Annotated in this window: 14 protein-coding genes; 10 read left to right on the top strand and 4 right to left on the bottom strand. The window is 69.3% G+C overall.

From position 1 onward, the window contains the following. Nucleotides 1-24: 24 nt before the first annotated feature. Both metK and AC1DH3_RS05725 read left to right on the top strand, forming a co-directional pair. On the top strand, nucleotides 25-1,260 hold the full coding sequence (gene metK / locus AC1DH3_RS05720) for a methionine adenosyltransferase (RefSeq protein WP_441417723.1): 1,236 nt from the start codon (nucleotides 25-27) through the stop codon (nucleotides 1,258-1,260). Between the two features lie 192 nt (nucleotides 1,261-1,452). Next, a complete protein-coding gene (locus AC1DH3_RS05725; protein ID WP_476908795.1) occupies nucleotides 1,453-3,606 on the top strand; it encodes a primosomal protein N' in 2,154 nt (717 codons plus the stop codon). Between the two features lie 99 nt (nucleotides 3,607-3,705). Here the strand turns inward: AC1DH3_RS05725 and AC1DH3_RS05730 are convergent, their stop codons facing one another. The 4 genes from AC1DH3_RS05730 to AC1DH3_RS05745 are packed head-to-tail and all read right to left on the bottom strand — an operon-like array spanning nucleotide 3,706 to nucleotide 7,609. Then, complete coding sequence (locus tag AC1DH3_RS05730) at nucleotides 3,706-4,791, bottom strand: glycosyltransferase family 4 protein (protein ID WP_476892479.1); 1,086 nt, start codon at nucleotides 4,789-4,791, stop codon at nucleotides 3,706-3,708. Further along, complete coding sequence (locus AC1DH3_RS05735; RefSeq protein WP_476892480.1) at nucleotides 4,788-5,717, bottom strand: alpha/beta fold hydrolase; 930 nt, start codon at nucleotides 5,715-5,717, stop codon at nucleotides 4,788-4,790. Before AC1DH3_RS05735 ends, AC1DH3_RS05730 begins: the two co-directional genes overlap by 4 nt. 11 nt (nucleotides 5,718-5,728) lie before the next feature. Beyond that, a complete protein-coding gene (locus AC1DH3_RS05740) occupies nucleotides 5,729-6,598 on the bottom strand; it encodes an aldo/keto reductase (RefSeq protein ID WP_441417727.1) in 870 nt (289 codons plus the stop codon). Nucleotides 6,599-6,646: 48 nt separating this feature from the next. Further along, a complete protein-coding gene (locus AC1DH3_RS05745) occupies nucleotides 6,647-7,609 on the bottom strand; it encodes a sugar-binding transcriptional regulator (RefSeq protein ID WP_441417728.1) in 963 nt (320 codons plus the stop codon). 125 nt (nucleotides 7,610-7,734) lie between these two features. On the opposite strand from AC1DH3_RS05745, the gene AC1DH3_RS05750 reads away from it, so the two are divergent. The 8 genes from AC1DH3_RS05750 (at nucleotide 7,735) to holA (ending at nucleotide 20,007) form a co-directional block, all read left to right on the top strand. Beyond that, nucleotides 7,735-9,549, top strand: coding sequence for a glycerol-3-phosphate dehydrogenase/oxidase (locus AC1DH3_RS05750; protein WP_441417729.1), 1,815 nt, complete (start codon nucleotides 7,735-7,737; stop codon nucleotides 9,547-9,549). Between the two features lie 158 nt (nucleotides 9,550-9,707). Beyond that, nucleotides 9,708-10,457 (top strand): MIP/aquaporin family protein, encoded by a 750-nt coding sequence (locus AC1DH3_RS05755; protein WP_441417730.1) that lies wholly within the window; start codon nucleotides 9,708-9,710, stop codon nucleotides 10,455-10,457. An 81-nt stretch (nucleotides 10,458-10,538) separates the two neighbouring features. Continuing rightward, the gene (gene glpK, locus AC1DH3_RS05760) at nucleotides 10,539-12,053 is read left to right on the top strand and encodes a glycerol kinase GlpK (RefSeq protein ID WP_441417731.1); all 1,515 of its coding nucleotides are present in this window, start codon (nucleotides 10,539-10,541) and stop codon (nucleotides 12,051-12,053) included. 352 nt (nucleotides 12,054-12,405) lie between these two features. Further along, nucleotides 12,406-14,934, top strand: coding sequence for a leucine--tRNA ligase (leuS, locus tag AC1DH3_RS05765; RefSeq protein ID WP_441417732.1), 2,529 nt, complete (start codon nucleotides 12,406-12,408; stop codon nucleotides 14,932-14,934). A 71-nt stretch (nucleotides 14,935-15,005) separates the two neighbouring features. After that, nucleotides 15,006-16,049: a DegV family protein gene (locus AC1DH3_RS05770; protein WP_441417733.1), complete on the top strand. Its 1,044-nt coding sequence runs from the start codon at nucleotides 15,006-15,008 to the stop codon at nucleotides 16,047-16,049. 106 nt (nucleotides 16,050-16,155) lie between these two features. Next, complete coding sequence (locus tag AC1DH3_RS05775; protein ID WP_441417734.1) at nucleotides 16,156-17,022, top strand: ComEA family DNA-binding protein; 867 nt, start codon at nucleotides 16,156-16,158, stop codon at nucleotides 17,020-17,022. 532 nt (nucleotides 17,023-17,554) lie between these two features. After that, nucleotides 17,555-19,060 carry a ComEC/Rec2 family competence protein gene (locus AC1DH3_RS05780; RefSeq protein WP_441417735.1) on the top strand — a complete coding sequence of 502 codons (1,506 nt, stop codon included), beginning with the start codon at nucleotides 17,555-17,557 and terminating at the stop codon, nucleotides 19,058-19,060. Further along, nucleotides 18,994-20,007, top strand: a complete 1,014-nt coding sequence (gene holA / locus AC1DH3_RS05785; RefSeq protein WP_441417736.1) for a DNA polymerase III subunit delta — start codon at nucleotides 18,994-18,996, stop codon at nucleotides 20,005-20,007. The genes AC1DH3_RS05780 and holA overlap by 67 nt, the downstream gene beginning before the upstream one ends. Nucleotides 20,008-20,175 lie beyond the last annotated feature (168 nt).

A 20,175-nucleotide genomic window follows, 5' to 3' on the forward strand; every position in this document is an offset into this window, starting at 1 on the left:
TTTCCCAACCAGTAAGGTAGTTGAGTGACTTTACCGCTGCACATCCCAGACTTCCATGGGTCCACGCCCGCCTCGCTCCGGCTCTTCACGTCCGAGTCGGTGACCGAAGGACACCCCGACAAGATCTGTGACCAGATCAGCGATGCGATCCTCGACGCCCTGCTGGCCAAGGACCCGGAGTCGCGCGTCGCCGTCGAGACCCTGGCCACCACGGGCCTCGTGCACGTGGCCGGTGAAGTCACCACGGACGCCTACGTCGAAATCCCGCAGATCGTCCGCGAGACCATCCTCGGGATCGGCTACGACTCTTCCGCGAACGGCTTCGACGGCGCCCGCTGCGGCGTGTCGGTCTCCATCGGCCAGCAGTCCAACGACATCGCCGGCGGCGTATTCAACTCCCTCGAGGCACGCGAAGGCCGCCAGGAAGACGATTACGATCTCCAGGGCGCCGGCGACCAGGGCATCATGTTCGGCTACGCCAGCGACGAGACCCCGTCCTACATGCCGGTCCCGATCTGGCTCGCGCACCGGCTTTCCGAACGGCTCACCGAGGTCCGCAAGTCGGGCCAGCTGGGCTATCTGCGCCCCGACGGCAAGACCCAGGTCACGGTGGGCTACGACGGCGACCGTCCTGTCTCGGTCGAGACCGTCGTGATCTCCAGCCAGCACGCGGAAGGCGCCAGCCTGGACCAGCTCCGCGCCGACCTCGCCGAGCACGTCGTCGACCCGGTCATGGCGCTGTCCAACCTGGACATCTCCCGGTCCCGCAACATCCTCAACCCGGCCGGCGCCTTCGTGATCGGCGGTCCGGTGGGTGACGCCGGCCTGACCGGCCGCAAGATCATCGTCGACACCTACGGCGGCATGGCCCGGCACGGCGGCGGCGCCTTCTCCGGCAAGGATCCGTCCAAGGTGGACCGCTCCGCTGCTTACGCGATGCGCTGGGTTGCCAAGAACGTGGTGGCCGCCGGCCTCGCCAAGCGTGCGGAAATCCAGATCGCCTACGCGATCGGGCAGGCCCGCCCCGTGGGCACCTACGTGGAGACTTTCGGGACCGAAACCGTCGATCCCGCCCGGATCAGCGCCGCGATTGCCGAGATTTTCGACCTCCGCCCCCGCGCCATCATCGACGCGCTCGACCTCAAGCGTCCGATCTACGCGAAGACGGCCGCGCACGGCCACTTCGGCCGCGAGGAGCCTGACTTCACCTGGGAGCGCCTGGACCGGGTCGACGAGCTGAAGGCCTTCTTCAACGCCTAGCAACCGGCCGAACCGCTGGATGGCAGAGCTCTTGAATGTCATTGCTCTTCAATGTCACAGCTCTGTGATGTGCTGTAGCCAGGCCGCCGAACGGCGGCCTGGCTACAGCTTTAATGTTGATCGTTAGCCTGATCGTCGAAGTTTCCAGGCTCTTTACTTGACCGATTCCAGCGCCGAAGGGAGGCAGGCACCATGACTCCAGATCGCCGCGCCGCCACGCCGGAGGAACCGCTTCAGCTCTCGCTGCTGCACGGCTTCCCGGCCTCCGCGGCAGCCGCCGGGCCCGCCCTTGCCGCGGAACTGCCGGTGGCCCGGGTGCTGCTGGAATCCTCCCTCCCGCACCTGGACCGCCCGTTCGACTACAGCGTGCCGGCGGACCTCGACGCCGCGGCCCGGCCGGGCGTGCGGGTCAAGGTGAAATTCAGCGGCCAGGAGCTTGGCGGATACCTGCTCGAACGCACGGCGGCGTCCGACGCCGGCCACCCGCTGGTGCCGCTATTCAAGGTCGTGTCCCCGGTTCCCGTTCTCACCCCCGCCGTGTCCGAACTGGCCGGGAGGGTGGCGGCGCGCTACGCCGGAACTGTCAGCGACGTCCTGCGCGTCGCCATCCCGCCCCGGATGGCCAAAATGGAAAAAGACTACGCACCGGGAGGCCTGCTCGACCCGGCACTCTTCGCCGCCGGGGACGACGCCCGGGCAGAGCCGCCTGCTGCCCCTCCGTCCGGCTGGGCGGAATATCACAACGGCCCGGCATTCCTCCAGCACCTGGGGGCGGGGGAGTCGCCGCGTGCCGTGCTGAGCGCCCTGCAGGGGTTTGGTCCCGGCGGCTGGCCCCGGATGGTTGCCGAGGCTGTTGCCGCCGTCCGCCGCTCCGGCCGGGGCGCCGTCGTCGTGGTGCCGGACTACCGCGACCTGGACCGGGTGGAGGCGGCCCTGCTGGAACACCTGCCGGCCGGCGACGTCGCCCGGCTCACGGCCGACGACGGCCAGACACCGCGGTACCGCAGCTTCCTGCGGGTCCTCAGCGGCGCCGCAGGGGTCGCCGTCGGCACCCGCTCCGCCGCCTACGCCCCGGTGCGGAACCTGGGCCTGGTGGTGTGCTGGGACGACGGCGACGACCTGCACATCGAGCAGCGTTCCCCCTACGCCCACGCCCGTGAAGTCCTGCTGCTCCGGGCCGCGCATGAAGGCGCCGCCTGCCTGCTCGCCGGGCACGCCCGCAGCACGGAGACGCAGCGGCTGGTGGAATCCGGCTGGGCCCGCCCGATCGAGGCGGGGCGCTCCGTGATGCGCCGCACCGTCCCGCGCGTCCAGAACACCGCGGACAGTTTCGAACAGGAGCGCGACCCGCTGGCGCGGATCGCGCGGTTGCCGGGCGCCGCATGGCGCGCCGCAAAGGAAGGCCTGGAACGCGGTCCCGTCCTCGTTCAGGTTGCCCGCGCAGGGTACGCGCCGTCTCTGGCCTGCGAACGCTGCCGCGAAGCCGCGCGCTGCACCGCCTGCAACGGACCGCTGGCCATCGCCGGGCCCGGCGGCAGCGCCGCGGTGCCGGTGTGCCGGTGGTGCTCCGCGGCGGCCCCGGACTGGCACTGCATGCACTGCGACGGGGTCCGACTCCGGCGGGGCGCCACCGGGGCACTTCGGACGGCCGAGGAACTGGGCCGGGCGTTTCCGGGCAAACCCGTCGTCACTTCCTCCGGCGACCGCGTGCTGGCCACCGTCCCGGACTCAAAGGCCCTCGTGGTCGCGACGGTCGGCGCCGAACCGGTCGCGGCGGGCGGGTATGCGGCCGCGCTGCTGCTCGACGGCGACTCGCTGCTGCGGCGCGAGAACCTCCGGGCGGGCGAGGACGCAGTGCGGCGCTGGTTCAACGCCGCGGCCCTGGTCCGTTCCGCGTCCGAGGGCGGCCTTGTGGTCATCACCGCCGAGGACACGGCGGGAGTCGGGGCACTCCTGCGTTGGGACCCCGCCGGCTACGCCGGACGCGAGCTCGCCCTGCGGCAGGAGCTGTCGCTGCCGCCAGCGGTCCGGATCGCGTCCGTCACCGGCGGCCGGACCGCCGTCGGGCACTTCACCGAGGCCGTCGAACGGGCGCTGGCCAAAAAGGGCATTGTGCTCCGGCAGGCCGGGCCGGCGCCGCTGCCGGGCGCCGGCGGATTCGTAGCCACGCCAACGGCTGCCGGCATGGAGCGGCGCGGTGGGGAGGACGTGCGGACGCTGCTGTTCATCCCGTACGCCGAAGCCTCCGAGGCCACAAAGGCCATGCGTGCGGTCAAGGCCGCAGCCGCCGCCAAGCGCACCGACGATCCGGTGCAGCTGCGGCTCGACGGCGTCGACGTTCTCTAACGGTGCTTGCGCCGGCGTAGGGGCGCCGCTTCGACGGTTCCCTGCGCACTCGACGTCCGCCCGCGTCGAATTGGCACGGAACCATCGAAACGGCCGAGGTTAGCGTCGCTTGCGCCGGCGCAGGGCCACGGCCTCTTCGGCGGCGGCCAGCAGGCGCTGTGCGGAGGCGTCCCAGCTGAACTCGGCCGCGCGCTGCACCGCACTGCTGGAGCGCTGCTTCCAGAGCTCGGGCTCCTCGAGCTCGCGGACCGCGGCGGCAAACGCGGACGGGGAGTCGGGATCGACGTAGCTGACCGCGTCCCCGCCCACCTCGCGGAAGATCGGAATGTCGCTGGCGATGACCGGAGTGCCGTGTGACATCGCTTCCACGAGCGGCAAGCCGTAGCCCTCGGCCTTGGAGAGGTTGACCAGGGCCGTGGTGCGGGCCAGCAGCGCCTCGTACTCGGCATCGGTGACGCCGTTGTGGAACACGATGCTGGCGCCCGCCGGGGCCAGCGCCTCCAGCTCCGCCCTCCGTTCGGGCGTGATCCGGCTCAGCAGGTGCAAGGTTATCTCCGGCAGCTGGGCCATGCCCTTGACCATGGTTTCGACATTCTTATAAGGCATGAAAGACCCCATGTAAAGCAGCGTCTTGTCGGCGCCGGCGCCGGGGTCCCGAGGAGTCAGCCCGGGCTGCGGGGCGTTGCCGACGATCCGGACCGGCCGCTTCGTCAGGCGGTACTTCGCCATCAGGGCCTCGGTGGTGGAGCTGATGGTCGCGACGACGTCGGCCCGGTTCAGCAGGACCCGCTGGGGCCAGAACGCCTTGTGATAGAGCCGCCAGAGGACCCGGACCGGGGCCGGGAGGAAGCCGGGAGGTGCCGGGTGCTCGTAGTAGATCAGGTCGTGCAGGGTCAGGACCAGGGCGTACTTCCGGCCCCAGCTGCCCATGGTCTGCATCGGGCACACCACCACGTCGGCCCCCAGCGGGTTGACCTTGGCCGCAACGAATAGCTCCGCGGGCGAGAGCGGGCTGTTGATCAGGGTGTAGGGGACGTCCGGGAGCAAGGCCAGCTGTCGCGTATCGCTGATCAGCATGGAGACGTCCGCGACCTTGGCGGTCGCGGCAATGAGGCTGGCGCCGTAACGGCTGATGCCATCGTGGTGGTCGAGCCTGGTGAAGCGGGCGTCAATAAGGATTTTCACGCGGCGTGTTCCTTCAGGAAGCGTCGGATGAAGCCCGCGGCGGGTTCCGGGGTTTCGTAGTGGATGAGGTGCCCGACGCCGGGAATGACTTCGAGGCTGGCGTTCGGCAGCAGCGGGAGCAGCTTGTGCTGGTCGGGCAGGGTGGCGATTTCGTCTCTTTCGCCCGCCACGAGCAAAACCGGAAGGGCCAGCCGTGGAGCCACCTCCGCGACGTTGCTGCTGACCGAGGCCTTGAAGGCTTCGAGCAGGCTGTCGCGGTCGGCGAAGGCGGAGAAGTACGCGCTGTGCTGGGCGTGGACGAACCTCCGCAGCGCCTTGTCCTGGGTCTTGGCCATGGTCTCGCTCATCACCCGGACGATCAGCTGGTTGCGCAACAGCGCGTTCCCGAGTCCGCGGGGGAGCCGGGCCGCCGCCTCGTAGTACAGCACCGCGGCCTTGGTCATGAGCCCTTTGGGCCCCTCCAGAGCGGGTGCGGCGATGGGGTTGATCAGGATCAGTTCGGCGACCGCGCCGGGATGGTCCGCCACGAAGTGGCTGGCGATGATCGAACCGAAGGAGTGGCCCAGCAGCACCGTGTCCTTGCCCAGCCCGAGGGCGGCCATGAAGTCGGCGATGAACCGGCCGTAGCCGCTAACGCTGTGCCCGCCGGTCCGGAACGCGGCGGAGGCGCCGAACCCCGGGAGGTCCGGCATGATGAGGCGCATTTCGGGGAGCTGGTCGACCACCCGGAGCAGGCCATGGTGATCGCCGCGGAAGCCGTGGATCACAAGGATGGTCCGGGTGTCGGCGGTCTCCCGGACCGGTTCGTAGCTCCAGTAGGCGACCCGGGTACCGTTGAGGTCCACCGCGGAGGCGCTGCTGCGCGTTTCCAGTTCGGCGCTGAGCAGGGGAGGCAGGGGGGAAGGCTCGGTGGCCACGTGTTCCATTCGTTCGGGTCCTAGTTGACGTCGTCGGGGTTCGAACCGGTGCGGAATCCCCGGTCCAGGCCGGCCAGGGCGTCCAGGTCCGTGGTGCTGAGGCTGAAACCGAAGATGTCGTGGTTCTCGCGGATCCGGGCGTAGGAGCTGGCCTTGGGGATGACGACGTTACCCAGTTCCAGGTGCCAGCGCAGGATGACCTGGGCCGCGGTCCGCCGGTGTGCCGCGGCGAGCTCCAGCACCACCGGGTCCTCCATCACCTGGCCGCGGCCCAGCGGGCTCCACGCCTCGGTGGTGATGCCCAGCGACGCGTGCAGGGATCTCAGCTCGGCTTGTTGCAGCCAGGGATGCAGTTCAATCTGGTTGACCGCGGGCACCACTTCGGCGGTCTGGAGCAGCCGCTCCAGATGTGCGGGCTGGAAGTTGGACACCCCGATGGCGCGGACCTTTCCCTCGCGGTAGAGCGATTCGAGCGCGCGGTAGCTCTCCGTGAAGAGCCCGCGCCGGGCGCACGGCCAGTGGATCAGGTAGAGGTCCACATATTCGAGGCCCAGCTTGGCGATCGAGGTGTCGAAGGCACGCAGGGTCGCGTCGTAGCCCTGGTCGTCATTCCAGAGCTTGGTAGTCACGAAAATGTCCTCCCGGGCGAGCGGGGAGTGCAGCTCGCCGGAGCCGCCGGCGGAGCCGTCGAAGGCGGACAGGGCGCCGATCGCTTTCCCGACGCCCGTCTCGTTCCCGTACATCGCCGCAGTGTCGAAATGACGGTAACCGGCCTCCAACGCCATGGTCACGAGCCCGGCGGCGTCCGCGGGGGGCACCTTGTAAAGCCCGAACCCGAGGCGGTCCATCATCACGCCGTTGTTCAAGGTCAGCCGGGGGGAGATTCTCATAGCAACGACTCTACCCATTCCGGGCACCCGGCCGCGGGTGTCCGGCCCTCAGGACAGGCCCTCGGCGCTGACCAGCCGCCGGGCGCTGGCCTCATCCAGGATCAGGTCCGTGGCCAGGCCGGCAGCGAGCGCCCCGCGCAACCCGTTGATCTTGGACGCGCCGGAGACCACACAGATCCGGCGGCGGACCTGCCGGAGCTGGGCCAGGTCCGGCCCGGTGGAGCGTTCGTTGAGGGTAATGCCGTCCGAGGAGCCGTCCGCGCGGAAGAAAACAGTGGCGACGTCGCCCACGACGTCGGACTCCGCCAGTACGCTCAGGTCGTCCTCGTCCAGGTAGCCGCCGGCGTACACGTGGCTGGGGTAGTCGGCGTCGACCGATCCCACCCCGAAAATGGCGATGCTCATCCGGGACTGCAGCTGCAGGATGCGTTGAACACTGCGTTCATTCCACATGGCCTTCTTGGTCGCGGCGTGGTCGAAGAACGCCGGCACCGGGAACTGTTCCACCCGCGCCCCGTAAGCGCTGCCGAAGCGCCGCATGATGTCCGAGGCGTAAGTGATGCCCGTGGTCTGCATGTTTCCGGCTCCATTAAGCTGCACGATGATGCTGTCATGGGTGATCTTCCGGGTCAGGTGCCGGCTCACGGCGCTCAGCGTGGAACCCCACGCCACCCCGATGATCGCGTTCGAGTCCACGAGCGGGCCGATGGTGCGCGCGGCCTGCATCGCCACGCGGTCCAGCGTTTCCGCCTCGTTGAGCGTGTCCACCACCGGCACGACGTGCACATCGACCTTGTATTCGGCGCGGATCATGCTGGCGAGCTCGGGTCCGGTGTCCAACGGGCTGCGGATCTGGATCTGCACGAGGCCCGATTCCCGGGCCGCCGACAGCAGCCGCGAGACGGTCGAGCGGGACGTTCGGAGCTCACGGGCGATGGCGTCCATCGTCAGGTCCTGGAGGTAATACAACTGGGCGGCCCGGAGGGCGTCGGACTGGCGGGTTGGCGACATTCCATTTCCAATCTGCACGTTTGTGCATAGTGCTTGACTCCATTTTCCATTAGTCCAAAGAATAGTGTTGAACGGCGACGTGCCCGGTGGGCGCGCCGCAGAGCACCGATCCCCAAGGAGCAGTTTTGGGAAACAAGGTTTCATCCGGCAATCCGGCGTCGAGCACACAGCGCACGTCCGTGCAGCAGTTGCGGAACCGGCCGCACGCGCAGGTGCTCATCATCGGCGGCGGCATCAACGGGGTCGGAACCTTCCGTGACCTTGCCCTGCAGGGCGTTGACGTTGCCCTCGTCGAACGGGGCGACTTCTGCCAGGGAGCCAGCGGCGCCTCCTCGCACATGATTCACGGCGGTATCCGGTACCTGGAAAACGGCGAGTTCCGCCTCGTCCAGGAGTCCGTGGTGGAACGCAACCGGCTCCTCCGGATCGCGCCGCACTACGTGAAGCCGCTGCAGACCACCATCCCGATCTTCAGCACCTTTTCGGGCATCCTGGCCGCGCCGTTGCGGTTCCTGACCCACAAGCAGGGGAAGAACACCGAGCGCGGTGCCTTCCTGATCAAGCTGGGCCTGAGCATGTACGACTCCTTCTCCCGCGACGGCGGCACCGTGCCGCGCCACCAGTTCCGCGGCCGCAAGCGCGCCCTGGCCGAGCTGCCCCGGCTGCACCCCGGCATCAAGTACGCCGCGACCTACTTCGACGCCTCCGTGCACAACCCGGAGCGCCTCACCCTGGACGTGCTCCAGGACGGCGAGAAGGCCGGCGAGGCGGCCGGCAACGGGGCCCGGGCCAGCAACTACCTCTCCCTGGTCTCCATGGACGGCGCAGCCGGTTCCGGCAATGGCACGGCAACCCCCGGAGCGAAGGGCGGAACCGTCCAGCTCCGGGACGAACTGACCGGCGACGTCTTCGACTTCAGCGCCGACGTCATTGTCAACACCACCGGCGCCTGGGTGGACCTGACCAACCAGGCCATGGGCGCGGCGTCCGCGTTTATGGGCGGCACCAAGGGTTCCCACATAGTGCTGGACCACCCCGGGCTGCTTGAGGCCTGCCAGGGCCGGGAGATCTTCTTCGAACACACCGACGGCCGGATCGTGTTGATCTACCCGATGGGCGACCGCGTGCTGGTCGGCACCACCGACATCGACGCCGACATGGCCGAGGACGCCGTCTGCACCGAGGCCGAGATCGACTACTTCTTCGACCTCATCGGGCACGTCTTCCCGGACGTGGCCGTGGACCGGGAACAGATCGTCTACACCTTCTCCGGCGTCCGTCCGCTGCCCCGGCACGACGCCACGCAGCCGGGCTTCGTCAGCCGCGACTACCGGATCGAGCGCCGCGGCCCCGCCAGGGGCGCCGGGCAGCTGGCCGACGGCGGCGCCGTCGTGCTCAGCCTGGTGGGCGGCAAGTGGACCACGTTCCGGGCCCTCGCCGAACACCTCAGCAACGACGTCCTCGCCGAACTCGGCATGGAACGGAAAGTCTCGACCGCCAAACTTGCCATCGGCGGCGGGGCAGGTTTCCCCGACACCGAGGACGGCGTCCAGCGCTGGATCAAGGCCCACATGGGGGCCGGCCGCGACGCGGACCGGACCGCTGGCCTGCTCACCCGCTACGGCACCCGCGCGGTGGACGTCATGGCCTACCTCGACGCCGGGACCGACCGGCTGCTGCACTCCACCCGGGAACTGAGCGTCCGGGAACTGGAGTTCATGGCGGCCAACGAGCAGATCGGACACCTGGTGGACGTGCTGATCCGCCGCACCTCCCTCGCGTTCCGCGGGCTCGTGACGGGGGAGCTGCTGAACGAGCTCGCCGAGATCCTTTCCGGACCGCTGGGCTGGGACGCGGCGACGCGGACCGCCGAGATCGACCACGCCCAGGAGGTGCTCCAGCGGTTCCACGGCGTCCAGGTACACAGCCTGGTCGCCTGACAACTTGAGTGTCCGGAGGCTGGAGCCTCCGGACACAAGGGCTGCGGGGTTTCTCCCAGGGGAACCCGCAGTGGCCGGCCGGCAGCGCGAAACCGCTGCCGGCCCAACGGCCCTTCAAACTCGCGAAGGGCTGACAACAGAAAATAGAGGAGTCAAAGATGTCTCTTGGAATAGTTTTCCTGTCCGAAGTATTCGGCACCGCAATGCTGACCCTGCTGGGTTGCGGCGTTGTGGCCAACGTCGCGCTCAAAGGCACGAAGGGCAACAACGGCGGGTTCCTGATGGTCACCTGGGGATGGGGCATTGCCGTCTTCGCCGGTGTCTTCGTTGCGGCCAAGTCCGGGGCGCACCTGAACCCGGCCGTCACCTTCGGCCTGTTGCTTAACGGCAAGAAGGAGTACGCCCCGGGTGTCGCGGTCGATTTCGGCTCCACCCTGACCTACTTCGGCGGGGAACTGCTGGGCGCCTTCCTGGGTGCCGTCGTGATGTGGCTGGCCCACAAGCAGCACTTTGATGTCGAACCCGAGCCCGCCAGCAAGCTGGGTGTTTTCTCCACCGGACCCGCCATCCGCTCCACCCCGTGGAACCTGATCACGGAGATCATCGGCACCTTCGTCCTCGTCTTCGTCATCCTGACCTTCGGCGGGACCCCGTCGGGACTTGGCCCGCTGGCCGTGGCGCTGCTGGTTGTCGGCATCGGTGTTTCCCTCGGCGGCCCCACCGGTTACGCCATCAACCCCGCCCGTGACCTCGGCCCGCGCATCGCCCACGCCCTGCTGCCCATCAAGGGCAAGGGTTCTTCGGACTGGAGCTACTCGTGGATCCCGGTCGTCGGACCGCTGATCGGCGGCGGACTCGCTGGCGTCGTAGCAGCCGTGGTGCCGATCATCGCCACCGCCGCCGCCTGATTCTGCCGCACAGGACCCTGAACCAAACCCGCTCGAATCGCATCAATTCAACCGCCAGGCCCAAAAGACAAGGACGTCAGCATGAACCAGTATGTAATCGCCATTGACCAGGGAACCACGAGCACCCGCGCCATCGTGTTCGATCACAGCGGCAACATCGTTTCCTCCGGCCAGATGGAACACGAGCAGATCTTCCCGCAGGCAGGGTGGGTGGAGCACGACCCCGCCGAGATCTGGAACAACACCCGCGAGGTCATCGCCTCCGCACTGTCCAAGGCCAACCTGACCCGCCACGACATTGCCGCCGTCGGCATCACCAACCAGCGCGAAACCGCGGTGGTCTGGGACAAGACCACCGGCAAAGCCGTGTACAACGCGATCGTCTGGCAGGATACCCGCACCCAGTCGATCGTCGACGAGCTGGCCAAGGACGGCGGCCCGGAACGCTTTAAGCAGAAGGTGGGCCTGCCGCTGGCGACCTACTTCTCCGGCACGAAGATCAAGTGGATCCTGGACAACGTCGAGGGCGCCCGGGCCAAGGCAGAAGCCGGCGACCTCGTCTTCGGCAACACCGACAGCTGGGTGCTGTGGAACCTCACCGGCGGAACCGACGGCGGCGTACACGTCACCGACGTGACCAACGCGTCCCGGACCATGTTCATGGACCTCGACACGCTGTCGTGGGACCAGGAAATCCTGGACGCCTTCGGGGTCCCGGCCTCCATGATGCCCGCCATCAAGTCGTCCTCAGAGGTGTACGGCACCGTCCACACCTCCCAGCTGCTGCGCGAAGTTCCGGTCGCCGGCATCCTCGGCGACCAGCAGGCGGCAACCTTCGGCCAGGCCGCGTTCGACACCGGCGAGGCAAAGAACACCTACGGCACGGGCTGCTTCCTCATCTTCAACACCGGCGAGGAAATCGTCCACTCCAAGAACGGGCTGCTGACCACGGTCGGCTACAAGCTTGGCGACGCCAAGCCGCACTACGCCCTGGAGGGTTCGATCGCTGTCACCGGTTCGCTGATCCAGTGGCTGCGCGACAACCTGGGCATGATCAGCAGCGCCCCGGAAGTCGAGACCCTGGCCGCTTCGGTGGAGGACAACGGCGGCGTGTACATCGTTCCGGCCTTCTCCGGCCTGTTCGCACCGTACTGGCGCTCCGACGCCCGCGGCGCGATCGTCGGCCTGACCCGGTTCGTGAACAAGAACCACATCGCCCGCGCAGCGCTGGAGGCCACCGCGTTCCAGACCCGTGAGGTGCTCGACGCCGTCAACGCCGACTCGGGGGTTCCGCTCACGGAACTCAAGGTCGACGGCGGCATGGTCGCCAACGACGCGCTGATGCAGTTCCAGGCCGACATCCTGGGCGTGCCGGTGATCCGGCCGAAGGTCGTCGAGACCACCTCGCTCGGCGCCGCCTACGCGGCCGGCCTCGCCGTCGGCTTCTGGAAGGATCTGGGCGAGTGCTCGGCCAACTGGTCCGAGGACAAGCGCTGGGAACCGAAGATGGACCAGGCGGAGCGCGAGCGCCAGATGCGTCTCTGGAAGAAGGCCGTCACCAAGTCCATGGACTGGGTCGACGAGGACGTGAAGTAGGCCGACGAGCCGATGCCTTCACTGTTGAGGGGGCCCCGCCCGCTTCGCGGACGCCCGAAGCCGCTCCCGGGCCCCCTCAACAGTTCGGCATTTCCGGGCTGGCCGATTCAGCCGCTCGTGGCGACTTACGTAGCGCTGGCAAGCCGTGCGCTAAAGTAGTCGTATGCGTGCGATCCTCCTGCTTAGTTAGCCGCCCGGCATCCCGGCGAAAACCCGGATTGCCGAGCGGCAGCCCCTCCGTGTCGAGGGGCTTTTGTGTGTCCGGGATATGTACCGGCCCGCAGCAGGGGACCAAGGGATCAGGCGGGACAGTCCTGATCCGACAAGATCGAAAGAACAGAAGAGGCCAGCAGTGAGCGTTCAGCCGGAGACAGAGACCGGAACAGCAGCAGCCGTCGCGAATGAAGGCCCCGAAGAGGGCGCCTACAGCTTCGCCGCCATGGAGGCCAAGTGGCCGCAGGTCTGGGAGGACCTCAAGGTCTTCACGCCCCTGGATGACGGCTCGAAGGAACGCCGCTACGTGCTGGACATGTTCCCGTACCCGTCCGGTGACCTGCACATGGGCCACGCCGAAGCGTTCGCGATGGGCGACGTCGTCGCCCGCTACCTGCGCCAGCAGGGCTACGACGTGCTGCACCCGATCGGCTGGGACTCCTTCGGACTGCCGGCGGAGAACGCCGCCATCAAGCGGAACGCGCACCCCAGCGAGTGGACGTACGCCAACATCGACACCCAGGCGGCGTCATTCAAGCGTTACGCCATCTCCGCTGACTGGTCCCGCCGGCTGCACACCTCGGATCCGGGGTACTACCGCTGGACCCAGTGGCTGTTCAAGCGCTTTTACGAGCGCGGGCTGGCCTACCGCAAGAACTCTCCGGTCAACTGGTGCCCCAAGGACCAGACCGTGCTGGCCAACGAGCAGGTCGTCAACGGCGCCTGCGAACGGTGCGGCACCGCTGTGACGAAGAAGTCCCTGAACCAGTGGTACTTCAAGATCACCGACTACGCCGACCGGCTGCTCGATGACATGGACGAACTGCGCGGGCACTGGCCCGAGCGGGTCCTGGCCATGCAGAAGAACTGGATTGGCCGTTCCGAGGGCGCGCACGTCAACTTCGTGGTCGAGGCCGACGGCGGCAAGCCCGCCAAGGACGTCACGGTCTTCACCACCCGCCCGGACACCCTGTACGGCGCGACCTTCTTCGTGGTCGCCGCCGACGCCCCGCTGGCCGCCGAACTGGTCACCGAGGAACACGCCGGGGCCCTGGACGCCTACCGGGAACAGGTCAAGGCGCTGTCGGAGATTGAGCGCCAGTCCACGGAACGGGAAAAGACCGGCGTCTTCACCGGCCGCTACGCCATTAACCCGCTGAACGGGGAGAAGCTGCCCGTCTGGGCGGCCGACTACGTGCTGGCCGACTACGGCACCGGCGCCATCATGGCCGTCCCGGCCCACGACCAGCGCGACCTGGACTTCGCCAAGACCTTCGACCTGCCCGTCCGGGCGGTCCTGGACACCGGCGAGGAAGACCCCGCCGTGTCCGGCACGGCGACGACCGGCGAGGGCACCTTGATCAACTCCGGCGCCCTGGACGGGCTGCCCAAGGCCGAGGCCATCCCTGCCGCCATCGCGATCCTGGAGCAGCTGGGCACCGGCGAGAAGTTCGTGAACTTCCGCCTGCGCGACTGGCTGCTGAGCCGCCAGCGGTTCTGGGGCACCCCGATTCCGATCATCCACTGCCCGGCCTGCGGCGAGGTTCCGGTCCCGGACGACCAGCTGCCGGTGACCCTGCCGGAGGACCTGCGCGGCGAGGATCTGTCGCCAAAGGGCACCTCCCCGCTGGCCGCCGCCGAAGCCTGGGTCAACGTCGAGTGCCCCAGCTGCCACGGCCCGGCCAAGCGCGACACGGACACCATGGACACCTTCGTGGACTCCTCCTGGTACTTCCTGCGCTTCGTCTCGCCCGACTACACCGAGGGCCCGTTCGATCCCGCCAAGATCAACGACTGGATGCCCGTGGGCCAGTACGTCGGCGGGGTGGAGCACGCCATCCTGCACCTGCTGTACGCCCGCTTCTTCACCAAGGTCATCCACGACCTGGGCCTGATCGAGGCCGACGAACCGTTCAAGGCGCTGCTGAACCAGGGCCAGGTGCTCAACGGCGGCAAGGCCATGAGCAAGTCCCTCGGCAACGGCGTGGACCTGGGCGAGCAGCTGGACAAGTTCGGCGTCGACGCCGTGCGGCTCACCATGATCTTCGCCTCCCCGCCGGAGGACGACGTCGACTGGGCGGATGTCTCGCCGTCGGGCTCCGCTAAGTTCCTGGCCCGCGCCTGGCGGCTCGGCCAGGACGTCAGCAGCGAGCCCGGCGTCGACTTCGCCGCCGGGGACCGCGCCCTGCGCACCGTCACCCACCGCACCATCGCCGACGCGCAGGCACTGCTGGACCACAACAAGTTCAACGTGGTGGTGGCAAAGCTGATGGAACTGGTCAACGCGACCCGTAAGACCATTGATGCCGGCGCCGGCGGCGCGGACCCGGCCGTCCGCGAGGCCGTGGAGGCTGTAGCGGTGATCCTGAGCCTCTTCGCGCCCTACACCGCCGAGGACCTGTGGAACGTACTGGGACACCCGGCGTCGGTAGCCAACGCCGGCTGGCCCACGCACGACGAGACGCTGCTGGTGCAGGATACGGTGACCGCCGTCGTCCAGGTCCAGGGCAAGGTGCGGGACCGGCTCGAGGTTTCCCCGGGCATCTCCGAGGACGAACTGCGCGAACTGGCGCTGGCCTCGGAAAACGTCCAGCGCGCGCTGGACGGCAGGGGGATCCGCACGGTCATTGTGCGGGCGCCTAAACTGGTCAACATCGTCCCGGCCTAGCCGGGCAAGGCCGTTCGTGAACCGGCCGCCGGCAGAAGCCGGCGGCCGGAACTCTTTTCAGGAGGTGCTTCGTGCCGGACCGTGAGCCCCCGGGCTGGCCGTGGCTGCGCGAGCGCCTCGTCAGGCTCCGCCAGGCTGCCCGCCCCGGGGCGGTGCCCGAACCAGTGCGCGCCATGGCGGCGCGGACTGCGGTGGTCACTGACTCCGCCGCCGCGCTGCCGGCAGAATGGGTGCGGGACTTCACCGCCGACGGCCGCCTGACCGTGGTACCGATGCCGGTCATGGTGGGCGCCGAGATCTACGGCGAGGGCGAGGACGACATCGCCGAGACCATCGCGGTGGCACTGGCCAGCGGCTTGCCGGTCCGGACCTCCAGGCCCTCACCCGGCCAGTTCGAACAGGCCTACCTCGCGGCGGCGGCACGCGGCTTCGAATCCGTAGTCTCGCTGCACATTTCGGGGGAGCTCTCCGGCACCGCCGACTCCGCCAGGCTCGCAGCCGCGAAAGTGGGAATCCCGGTGGTGGTCGTGGATTCGCGCACGGTCGGGATGGCGCAGGGCATGGGCGTGCAAAGCGCCGTCGTCGCGGCTGCTGACGGCCGGGGCGCGGACGAGGTCAGGGCCTTCGCCGAAGAGCGGCTGGCCCGGACCAAGGTCTACTTCTATGTGCCGAGCCTGGAGCAGCTGCGCCGCGGTGGCCGGATCGGCGCAGCCGCCTCCCTCTGGGGCACCATGTTTTCGATCAAACCGATCCTGGCGGTCGACGGCGGCAAGGTCGTCCCGCTGGAAAAGGTCCGTTCTGCGCCCCGCGCCATCGGCCGGCTGGAGGAAATCGCCGCCGCTGATGCGCTGTCCCGCCCCAGCGGTGAGGCCAGGATCGCCGTGCACCACTTCGGCAACCGCGCCGAGGCCGAGCAGCTGGCATCGCGGCTGGCACAGCGGTTGCCTGACTGCCCGCCCGCCCAGATCAGTTCGCTGCCGGCCGTGCTGGCGGCCCATGCCGGACTGGGCGTGCTGGCCGTCATTGTGGGGGAGAGCAGCACCCCGCTTCCCGGGAGCGGCCCCACACCGGGGTCTGGCTCCACACCGGGGGCTGCCGGGGCGCTTTCCACATAGCCGTTGCCGCGCCTGTCGGCAGGTCCGGTCCCATCCCTAGGCTGGCTTCATGTCGCGCCGATACCCGGGGGCCGGAGCCCGCAGCGGACCCCACTCAGGAACCGGCGTGGCACGGCACCGCTGGGCCGCCAGCCTCGGCCCTGCGCCGGAGGAGGGGCTGCTCGGCGATGTGCCGGCCCCGGGAGCCCCGGCTGACGGAGCCCCGGACCCGGCGGCGGCGGACCGGGCCTCTCCTGACGGGGCCGATGCTGCGGAGTCCCCAGTGCCCGCGGTGTTCAGGTGGCGCAGCGGTCGGAGTGCCGCAGCCATGCTCGCCGTGATCTCTGTGCTGCTGGCCGGCTGGTTCTGGTGGCAGGCAGCCGACGGAGCGCCACGGGTCCAGTCGCTGGGCGAGCCACCCGGTTCGGAAGCGGCGGACGGGTCCGGACCGGCCGTAGCCGATGACGGCGGTCCCGGCGGGGCGCCGTCGAGGGCGGACCCGGCTGCCGCGGAGATGCCCGGCGCGACGGCGGCCGGCACCATTGTCGTCCACGTTGCCGGTGCCGTGGCGAAGGCCGGGGTGGTGGTGCTGCCGCGCGGAAGCCGGATCCACGAGGCGATCAAAGCCGCGGGCGGAAACACCCGCGCAGCCGACCTTGACCGGCTCAACCTGGCCGCCGTTCTCGAAGACGGTCAGAAAGTCCTCGTCCCGGAGCGCGGCAGCCCGGACCCGGTTGAACTTCCCGGCCCCTCTCCCGGTCCCGACGGCACCGGGACCTCCGGCGGCGCCGGAGCGCCAGCGGGGAAAATCAACCTGAACACCGCCGGCGTCGAAGAGTTGGCGACGCTGCCGCGCGTCGGTCCGGTCTTGGCCCAGCGCATCGTCGACTGGCGCAAGCAGCACGGCAGTTTCGGCAGCGTCGAAGAACTCGACGCTGTGGAGGGTGTTGGTCCCAAGCTGCTCGAAGCCCTGTTGCCGCTGGTGCGGGTCTGACGTGGCCGGGGAACAGCGGCCCCGTTGGCAGGCTTTCCGCGCCGCCGCCGCCGATGCCATGGCCCGCAGCCGGGATCCGCTGGATCCTGCAACGACGCAAAACAGACAGGCACCGGGCGTGCCCGCGGCGCCGGGCGCGTCCGAGGCACCGGGCGTGCCCGCGGCGCCGGACAGCTCGTTCCGCGCAGGGGGAGCCGCGCGTACCGCCTTGGCCGGCCTGGGGCACCGTGTCCTTGAGGCGCTGCGCAGGCGCCGGGCCGGGGTCATGCCCGTGCCGCACGGCGTGCCGGGACGACGACGCCGGACCGACCTCCGCCTGGTGCCCGCCGCGCTGCTGGTTTGGGGCATTGCTCTGGCTGGCGGATGGCTGGAACCAGCCCCGCTTGCCGGGCTCTGTGCCGGATTGGCGGCCGCCGCGGCTGCCCTGTTGCTGGGTCCCGGTGCGCATCGCCGGAGACCTGGACCCCGAAGCTTCCGGGCCACCTTGGCGGTAGCTTTGCTTCTCTCGTGCGCCGCCGGGGCGCATTCGGCGGTGGCATCGGCGCAGCGGAACGACGGTGCTGTCGCAGAGGCCGTCGCCGCCGGCGCGTCGGTGGTGGCCGAGATCGAAGTTGCCGGCATGCCACGGCGGCTTTCCGCCCCGGGCCGGTCCGGTTTGTCAGACCGGTGGGCCGTGCCGGTGACCCTGCTCGTCCTGGTCTTCGACGGCCGACGCGTGGAAGCCTCCGTGAAGCTGCTTGCCCTCGGCGGGGAGGAGTGGGGACACTCATCTCCGGGGCAGCGTTTCCGGGCCACAGGCAAGCTCAGGCAGGCCGGAGCAGGTGAGGCCGAAGCCGGCATCCTCTCTGCCTCCTCTGCGCCGCACCGTGTGCGGACCGCCTCCAGCTGGGTGCACCTCCCGGCAGGCCTGCGGCGCGGTTTCAGCGTCGCCGCCGCGGGGCTGCCTGGCGACGCGCGCGGACTCCTGCCAGGGATGGTGACCGGCGACACCGGTGAGCTGGACCCCGAACTCGCTTCGGCCATGAAAACCGTCGGAATGACCCACCTGACCGCGGTGAGCGGAGCCAACTGCAGCCTGGTCCTCGGGGTCCTGCTGCTGGCGGCCCGTAGCCTGCGGCTTCCGCGCCCGGCGGCTTCCGGAATTGCCGTGGCCGGGCTGGGGCTGTTTGTGCTGATGGTCGGGCCCGATGCCAGCGTGCTCCGGGCCGCCCTGATGGGGTCGATCGGGCTGTGGGCGCTAGGGTTTGGCCGTGCCGGCCGCGGCCTCAGCCTGCTGTGCGTGGCCGCGGCCGGCTTGCTGCTGGCGAATCCGGCCCTGGCTACCGACTTCGGCTTTGTGCTCTCCGTTTTGGCCACGCTTGGCATCGTCGTGGTGGGCAGGCCCCTCATGGGCTGGCTGGCCGCCTTCGTGCCCCACTGGTTGGCTGCCGGACTCGCTGTTCCGTTGTCCGCCCAGTTGTTCTGCAGCCCGGTGATCGTGCTGCTCCAGCCGCAGTTCTCCAGCTACGCGCTGCCCGCGAATCTGGCAGCTGCCGTGCTGGTGCCGCCGGTTACGGTCTTCGGCACGGCAGCAGTGCCAATCGTACCCCTCGCCCCCGCGTTGTCGGCTATGCTCATCGCCGTTGCCGGCACCTTCGCAGCGGGTGTGGCCGGCATCGCCCGCTGCTTCGCGGCGCTTCCGGGGGCCGCGTTGCCCTGGCCGGAGGGGGCCCTCGGCTCGTCCACGATGGCGGCGCTCTCGGGGCTGACACTGACGGGCTTCTGGCTCGCCACCCACCCTGCCGCTGCGGTACGCCTGATCCTGAAAATACATGACCGGACCACGCTGTGCCTCACCCGGACTCTGCGCCGTCATGAGCGGCCGCCGGGCACCGTCCGCGCCCTGCCGGGGTCCGTCGGCCGCGGCTTGGTGGACCGCCCACGCCGTGGCAGGCTTAGAGTCTGCAAACCAACTTCCCGGAGGAACCACGAGTGGCTGCTGCCCAGACCCAACGCACCAGGACCACGGCGACGAAGACCGCCACCTGGCGCGATGTGACGCCCGCGGCGGTGGTGCTGGTCGGCGGACCGGAGGACTACCTGGGTTCCCGGGCCATGGACCGGATCCGCTCCCAGGTCCGTGCCGCGGCCCCCGACGTCGAGCTCACCCGCCTCAACGCCGGCAGCTACGAACCGGGCACGCTGGCCATGAACGTCAGCCCGTCCCTTTTCGGCGAGCAGAAGCTGATCGAGGTGGAGGGCCTGGAAGCGATGAATGACGCCTTCCTCGCCGACGCTCTGAAGTACCTGGTCCAGCCCGAACCCGACGCCGTCCTGGTGCTCCGTCACGGCGGAGGAGTGCGCGGCAAGAAGCTCCTGGACGCGATCAAGGCGGGCGGTTGGCCCGTGGTCGACTGCCAACCGTTGAAGAAGGACGCGGACAAGGTGGCTTTTGTCACCACAGAGTTCAAGGCCGCCTCCCGGCGGATCGAGCCGGACGCCGTGCACGCCCTGGTCAACGCGGTCGGGGCCAACCTGGCCGAACTCGCGGCCGCCTGCAGCCAGCTGATCGCCGACGCCACCACCGGCGTGGATTCGGAAATGGTTGACCGCTACTACGGCGGCAGGGTGGAGGCCACGGCATTCAAGGTCGCGGATGCCGCCATGGCCGGGAATGCGCCGCTGGCCCTCTCCACGCTCCGCCACGCACTGGATACCGGTGCCGACCCGGTGCCGATCGTCGCTGCGCTGGCCTCCAAGCTGCGGTCCCTGGCCAAGGTGGCCGGGGCACAGGGGTCTTCCGCCCAGATCGCCAAGCAGCTGGGCATGCAGCCGTGGCTCGTGGAGCAGGCGCAGCGCGATGTGCGGCGCTGGACTCCGGAGGGCCTGGTTAGGTCCATCCAGGTCACGGCCGAAGCCGACGCGCAGGTCAAGGGACTCTCCCGCGACCCGGTCTACGCCGTGGAACATGCCGTCACGGTGATTGCGGGCGCGGTCCGCCGCTGACGACCACGGCCCGCGCACGGCCGGTGCCCGACCGCACGTCCCGCGCCGCGGCTTGCCCGGGTCGCCGGGTCACGTTGCCCGGGTCGCCGGGTCGCGTTGGCGGCTTGCCCGGGTTACGTTGCCGCGTCCGGTCCGGCGCTTTAACTGGCTGTGGCCGGCACCCTGGGG

This window comes from Arthrobacter sp. 05L428 (genome assembly GCF_056397665.1).